Annotated in this window: 5 protein-coding genes; all 5 read right to left on the bottom strand. The window is 59.3% G+C overall.

Going from position 1 to position 7,363, the window contains the following annotated elements:
* Window positions 1–479 precede the first annotated feature (479 nt).
* Complete coding sequence (locus ACIOWA_RS00840; RefSeq protein ID WP_401157710.1) at window positions 480–1,772, bottom strand: OprD family porin; 1,293 nt, start codon at window positions 1,770–1,772, stop codon at window positions 480–482.
* A 138-nt stretch (window positions 1,773–1,910) separates the two neighbouring features.
* Entirely contained in the window at window positions 1,911–3,614 is a 1,704-nt protein-coding gene (locus ACIOWA_RS00835; RefSeq protein WP_401157708.1) for an amidase, read from the bottom strand.
* 178 nt (window positions 3,615–3,792) lie between these two features.
* Entirely contained in the window at window positions 3,793–4,899 is a 1,107-nt protein-coding gene (locus ACIOWA_RS00830; RefSeq protein ID WP_401157706.1) for a D-alanyl-D-alanine carboxypeptidase family protein, read from the bottom strand.
* 217 nt (window positions 4,900–5,116) lie between these two features.
* Window positions 5,117–6,502, bottom strand: a complete 1,386-nt coding sequence (locus tag ACIOWA_RS00825) for a sensor histidine kinase (RefSeq protein WP_401157704.1) — start codon at window positions 6,500–6,502, stop codon at window positions 5,117–5,119.
* Window positions 6,480–7,160 carry a response regulator transcription factor gene (locus ACIOWA_RS00820; protein ID WP_339494302.1) on the bottom strand — a complete coding sequence of 227 codons (681 nt, stop codon included), beginning with the start codon at window positions 7,158–7,160 and terminating at the stop codon, window positions 6,480–6,482. The genes ACIOWA_RS00825 and ACIOWA_RS00820 overlap by 23 nt, the downstream gene beginning before the upstream one ends.
* Between the last annotated feature and the right edge of the window lie 203 nt (window positions 7,161–7,363).

Genomic DNA, 7,363 nt, shown 5'->3' with positions numbered 1-7,363 from the left:
ATCAATCAGCTCTTTCGGGATCGAAGGAAACTGAGGTTTGGCCTCCGAGGCCGGTTTCTTTTTGGTCGGCATACATGCTCCTTTTCAACATGTTATGCCCGAACACAAAATTTCTGACAGTCTCACCAGGCTCAAGGATCCCGGCGCACCGAAGTGCCCCACGCAAAGCCGCCATAACGTAATGGCGATACTCGCGTGCCTTGAAATTTGCCGAGCTGCTAAACCCGATCGCTGATTTGTCAGCGACCGACCCACAATAGAACCCGACCCCAAGGCGCACAAGCCGGCGGATTCTGTCGTAGCTGTAGGCAATGGCGCAAGGGTGTGTAGCCTCGGAGGCGTGTCTGGAGGTGTCTTTTAAACGCTGGAGTTTAAAAGGCAAAAGATTGGGCGACTGGCTGGGTGCAAGCGTGGTTTGTCCTTGTTAGCCCCAGGGGGGGACCGACGCAGAAATCTGTGTGCGGGTTGATCGTGGTGCGTCAGAAACCCAGTGGGTACTGGATCACCACGTAGATCCGGTCGATGTCATCGCCTGCCTGGGCATCATTGGCCCGGTGTGAAACATGCGATACCTGCACCGACAAATCCTTCGCCGCGCCCGATTGCACGACGTACTTCAAATCGATATCGCGCTCCCAGTGCTTGCCACCATCGCCTTGCTGAGGCTGATAACTGCCGCTGTCAGGATCAAACGGGTTGTAGGCGCCGCCCTTGGGCGCGTGGGTGCCGTCAATGTGGCTTCCGCTGACGTAGCGGGTCATGAACTTCAGGCCTGGAATCCCGAAGGTGCCGAGGTCCAGGTCGTAGCGCGCCTGCCAGGAGCGTTCGTTGGCGCCGTTGAAATCGGCGTATTTGATCGAGTTGGCGAGGTAGATCGAGTCGCCGCCAACGAAATCGAACGGTGTGTCGCCATTGATCTTTTGCCAGCCGAGCATCACCGCGTGCGCGCCGAAGGCGTATTTGCCGGAGAGGCTGAACGCGGTGTTGTCGATTGACCCGGCCAGCGCCTGGCCTGTGTCGCGGGTGTGGTAGAGGTTGGCGTCGAGCAGCACGCCTGATTGCTTGAAGTGCAGGTTGGCATAGTACTGATGCCAGGTGTCCGTCAGTTCAGAGGCGTACAGGGCGCCTCCGATAGGACGGTCGTTGAACAGGTCGGCGCCGAGAAAGCTGATCCCGCCAGCCTCGGTGTTGGCGCCGTAGCCGTAAAAATCGCCTTTGCCGGAAGAACTGTCCTGATTCTTGAACGCCGTGAAATGCCCCGCCTGGACGTTAACGTTGTCGATTTCCCGGCTGTTGAGCAGAAAACCCGTGGCGTACTCCGGTTGCAGACGTTTGTCGGAGGTGTCGAACACTGGGGTTTCCACGGTCATTTCGCCGAACGCCAGGGTGGTGCGCGATGCCTTCAACTTGAGGGCGCCGCCGGCGCTGGAATAGTTGCTCTCGCTGCGGCCGTCGCTGTCGACCGGCAACAACCCGGTGCCGGAATGGCCCTTGCCGCCATCCAGTTTCAGGCCGGTAAAGGCATGCGCATCGATACCAAACCCGACGGTTCCGGCCGTGAAGCCGGATGAGAAAGTGCCGATAAACCCTTGAGCCCATTCCTGTTTATAGTTTTTTTCGGAGGGCGAGGGCGAGCGATAGTCATTGCTCAGGTAGAAGTTGCGACTGAGTACTTCGGACTTTGAATCGTCGAAAATACCGCTGGCGTGGGCTGTGTTCAGGCCACAGAGCAAGGCGAGCAGGGTGATACGCGAGAGGGCGCAGTCGATCATGATGAGTAGCCAGCAACCAGGAATGTGGCCGTGATGATCGAGGGAATATGGGCGAGGGGATTGAGCTTATGTGCTCAGTTGAGGGCACCACACGGCCCTGTGGGAGCGAGCAACCCCGCTCCCACAGGGCCGATCACCTTACGACAACGGTGGCGTGCGTGGCGGGATCATCCGTTTGCTGCCTGTCGACTCAAACGCCGCCGCCAGACGCAGCAGGCTCGAATCGTCGTAGGCACGGCCGGCGAAGGTCAGGCCGACCGGCATGCCGATATCCGCCATCACGCCCATGGGCACGGTGACCGTCGGCACGCCCAGGTGACGGATCGCGAGGTTGCCATTGGCGACCCAGACGCCATTGCTCCAGGCGATGTCGGCCGATTCTGGATTGATGTCCGAGTCCGCCGGACCGACGTCAGCAACGGTCGGAAACAGCACGGCGTCGAGGCCCAGTTTATCCATCCAGTCTTCAAGGTCGATGCGCCGGGTCTGTTCGAGGCCGCGCAGGCCATCGGGCACGGTCGGGATTTCGTTCCACGGCGTGATGCCGCGTTCGGCCATGCGCACGTATTCGTCCATGCCTGCGGCTAGGTCGCCCTCACGGTTGGGCAGGGTGCCCGGGTCGTGCGGGAAGATCTTCGGCCCGTCGACGTCGACCAGACGATTGAGTTTCGGGTCGCCGTTGGCTTGCAGAAAATCGTCGAACGCCCAGGCGCTCAGATCCCACAATTCATGATGAAGAAACTCTTTCGACACCAGACCACGGGTGAACACGGTCGGCGCACCGGGACGGTCACCTTCGCAGTTGGAGACCAGCGGGAAATCGGTTTCGATGACTTCGGCACCGGCCGCTTCGAGGGCCTGCCGCGCCTGTTTCCACAGCTCGATCACCGAAGCACGGGTGTTGATGCGCTGGCCGGTCGGGCCACCGATGCCCGGCGCTTCGCTGGTGCCTGCATCAGGGTCGGCGTTGATGAACATGCGCGGCACGGCGAAACGCTTGCCGGCCAGCGCGGCGCTGTCGGCAGCCAGTTCGGCGTAAGCGGCGGGGCGCACGGAACTGACGCTCGGGATCGGCACCCACGGTTGCAGGCGCCAAAGGTCGCCTCGGGTGTCCGGGTCTTCGGCGACGATGATGTCGAGCACTTCCAGCAGATCAGCCATGGTGCGGGCGTACGGCACGACCACGTCCATGGTCGGGGTCAACGGCCAGTTACCGCGCACCGAGATCACCCCGCGCGACGGGGTATAGGCACACAAGCCATTGTTCGACGCTGGGCCGCGACCGCTCGACCAGGTTTCTTCGGCCAGACCGAACGCGGCGAAACTCGCGGCCGTGGCGGTGCCGGCACCATTGGACGAACCCGAGGCGAACGGCGCAGTCAGGTAGTCAGCGTTATAAGGGCTTTCGGCACGGCCGTAGACACCCCGTTGCATCCCGCCATTGGCCATCGGCGGCATGTTGGTCTTGCCCAGGCAAATCGCTCCGGCACCGCGCAGGCGCTCAATGGTGAACGCATCGCGATAAGCGACCAGATCGGCAAACGCCGGGCTGCCGGACGCTGCAGTCAGACCTTTGACCAGATAACTGTCCTTGGCGGTGTAAGGAATACCGTCGAGCGGGCTCCGCGTTTCGCCCTTGGCGCGGCGGGCGTCGCTGGCCAGTGCTTCGTTGAGGGCTTCGCGATTGCGCACGACAACGGCGTTCAGCGCTGTCGGGGTGTCGGCGCCGTCGTAGGCATCGATGCGGGCGAGATAGGCCTGCACCAGTTCAACCGATGTGGTCTGGCCGGATTCCAGCGCAGCACGCAGTTGGGCAATGGAAACTTCGGTGACTTCGATCATGCGGTCACCGCCATTTGCAGTTGAGCGTCATTTATCTTGGAAGGGGCATTCATATCGGTTCTCGCTGCACGGCTTTACGCGACAAGGTTAAGGCTGGCGCCTATTTAACACCAATCCTTCATCCAAACGACAGAACACCCACGTCACGGGCCGTACGGTCCGCTGGAATCCGCGCCCCTCAGGCCGTTTGAGTGTCATCGAACCAGCCGCGAATCATCTGGGTAAAGAACAGGTGCGTCGTATCCCACCAGCGTTTCCACCAACTGCCTGCCTCAGCGTCCTCAAGTGCGATCAACGGACGACTCCCCAGCAGTTGCCCGGCATCGTACAGCTCCAGTTTCCCGACGACGGTGCCCATGGCGATAGGCGCTTGCAGCGGCCCGTCAATCTCGATGCGTGTCTCTATTTTTCGATGTCTGTTCTTGGGCAGGGTGAGGGTCATGTCGTCGAGTAAGCCCAGAGCGATCGATCGTTTCTCGCCTTTCCAGAGCGCAGCCGTTTTGAGTACTTCCCCGGCTTTTTTGTAGGTTTGGGTGTCATAGAAACGAAAGGCGTAGCCCATGAGTTTTTCAGTTTCTGCGGTGCGTTTTTGCGTGCTGGTTGCACCAAAGATCACACTGATCAAACGCCGCCCGTCTCGACGCGACGACGCTACCATGCAATAGCCAGCCGCTTCGGTATGGCCAGTCTTCAGTCCGTCGAAGCTGTCGTCTCGCCACAATAGAAGGTTGCGGTTGGCTTGCCGTATGCCATTCCAGGTGAAGTGTTTTTTGGCGTACAGCGCATAGGTATCAGCGCCTTCGTTGATGATCGCCCGCGCCAATAGCGCCATGTCCCGGGCCGATGAGTAATGGTCTGGCTGAGGCAGGCCGGTGGAGTTCATGAAGTGTGTGTTGCGCATCCCCAAGGCCGTAGCTGTCGAGTTCATCATGCCGACGAAAACGCCTTCGCTTCCGGCGACATGTTCGGCGAGCGCCACGCTGGCGTCATTACCCGAGTCGATGATCACGCCGCTGAGCAAGTCGTGAACCGAAACGGAACTGCCTGGGTCAAGAAACATGCGCGAACCGCCGGTACGCCAGGCATTTTCGCTGACAGTGACCATGCCATCTGCTTTGATACGCCCGGCCTTGATTTCACGCGTGGTGACAAATGCCGTCATCATTTTGGTCAGGCTGGCCGGCGGCAGGCGCATATCGCTGTTGTGACTGGTGATAACGGCACCGGTGGCGCCGTCGATGAGTATCCAGGCTTTGGCACCGAGCTTCGGTGCGGCAGGGATCATGGCGCCTCGGGTGTTGTTGTCAGCCAGAGCAGGGTGGGCCAACACAACAAGCGATGTTGCGCAGAGCAGGGTGAATACACATCGGAACAACAGGTATTTCACAAGCAAGAAGCCTTGGGGCAGCAGAAAGTAGCGCCACGCTAGCCCCCGGGCATGGGGCGCTCAAATTAAGCCGGGTTAAGTTTAATTTAATGTTCCGCTACGAATAGCCCGAGATTCAGGCAGGGGCCATCGGGCAATGAATCAGCACGCGGGTGCCACGCCCCGTCGCGGCAGGCTGAATATCCAGCGAATAGCCGTGCAATTTGACGATGGCCGCGACCAACGATAAGCCCAGGCCATGTCCGGGCTGCATTCTGCTTGCCTCCCCTCGATAGAGCCTGCGAATGACGTGCGAGCGGTCCGCCTCGGGTATCCCGGCCCCATCGTCGGCGACTTCAATGACAACCGTTGAATCCTTGATACTGCCGCGCAACGTGATATGCCCGCCCTGCGGCGTAAACTTGATCGCGTTATCCAGCAAGTTGACCAGCGCCTCAAACAGCAGCGATGAGTCCCCTACCAATTTGGGCAAGTCACTGGTGATCTGCAGGGACAGTGTCTGCGAACGGTCCAGCGCCATAGGCTCATAAAACTCATGTGCCTGTTGCAACAGCGCCATGATCGGAAACGGCGCAAATGCCGAGCGTCGGCGGATATCGTCGAGTTCGGCGACCCGAAGCAAGCCCTGAAAGCGCACCATGATCGATTCACTTTCTTCAAGGGCCTGGTTCAATGTCTGCTGGTGATCAAGGTCGAGTGGCAGTTGCTGGAGCTGATAAAGCCTGGCGCGCAGACGTGTCAGTGGTGTGCGCAAATCATGGGCAACCCCGTCGCAGACACTTTTGACTTCGTGCATCAATTGCTCGATATGGTCGAGCATTGTATTGACGGCATTGGCCAGCATGTCCAGTTCATCACGGCGAGCGGAGAGGGGGAGGCGCTCAGCCAGGTTGCCTGAGACGATACTTTCCGTACACAACTGAAGACGTTTGACACGCCGCAACGGCCGGCGCCGCAATAGGCGCCAGCCGATTAATCCGGGAATCAGCGTCAACGAAAAACCCCACATCAAGGCCTGTTCGATAATCCCGCCCACGGCAGAAATCGAACCACCGTCACGCGCCAGGATAAGCATGTGCCCGTCGGGGCGTCGTGCTAACAGGGCATAACTGCTGCGGGTTTCTTTATTGGGTAGCGCAATGCTCAGCCCACGTTCCAGATAATGAACCTTGCCATCATCGGGCAGGCTGGAGCGCAGTTTGAGCAGGTCTCCGGCAACGTGCTGCCCCTCGGCGGTGAACAACCCGTAGGCATCGATTCCGGGGGTTGAAAAGGCTTCACTGGCCGCCAGTTCATTCACCAGTTTTTCGTCATCGATCTTTTGATAGTAGTGGGCGCGCTGCAGTAATGTTCGCTCTGCAACGGTTCCCAGATAGTGGGAGATTTCCCAGTACAACACGCCGGTAAAGAGCGCACCCCAGGCCACGAAGAACAGGGCATAGAACCCGATCAAACGACTACCTGAGGAGCGCCATTGCTCAGTTTTTGGCAGCAAGGACATAACCCGCACCGCGTATCGTATGAATGACGGGCGTCCCTTCATCGCCTTCAAGCTTTTTGCGCAGCCGACCAATGTGGACATCGATAATGTTGGTGCCAGGGTCGAATCGATACCCCCAGACCTCTTCGAACAACATCGTGCGGGTGACCAACTGGCCGGCGCTGCGCATCAGGTAGTTGAGCAGTTTGAACTCGGTGGGCAGCAGCCCGATGGGTTCGCCATTTCGAGTCAGCTTGTGCTCGACCAGGTCCAGTCGCAGGTTCCCGCAACTGAGTTGCGGATGGCTGGCGTCGGCATGGGTGCGCCGAAGCAATGCGTCAAGTCGCGCAACCATCTCGGTAGCGGAAAAGGGTTTGGTCAGATAATCGTCGCCGCCCGCTCGCAGGCCCTGAACGCGCTCATCGACGTCGGACAGTGCACTGATCATCAGCACCGGCGTCTGAATCCCAAGGCTGCGCAATGTGCTGACAATCGTCAGTCCATCGAAGTCGGGAAGCATGCGATCCAGGGTAATGGCGTCAAAACCACCGGCAATCGCCGAGGCCAGTCCGTCCCGTCCGGTAGCGGCCCATTTTGAACTGAACCCGTGACGTTCGAGTTCAGCGATGATGACTTGTGCCGTCACCTTGTCGTCCTCTATGACCAACGCGCAACTCATGTTTTCCTCCATTGGAATCTGTTTTCGGCCATTGCGACGTAATGTCGACGCCCAGTACAGGCATACCCTGGTGATCTGCGATCAAGCCGAACATCAAAATTATTTAACCCACCTTAACGCCGTCGTCTGCCGTGCGGGTGCCCATTTAAGTTCAAGTGCACGGCCTGTGTCAGCTTTGCGGGGGAGGGTAGGCGAATTGGCCA

Origin of the sequence: Pseudomonas sp. NPDC087614, from assembly GCF_044743485.1 — a bacterium.
Taxonomy (GTDB): Bacteria; Pseudomonadota; Gammaproteobacteria; order Pseudomonadales; family Pseudomonadaceae; genus Aquipseudomonas; species Aquipseudomonas baetica_A.
The sequence above is the reverse complement of the archived record's forward strand: the minus strand, read 5'-3'. Positions and strand labels throughout refer to the sequence as shown.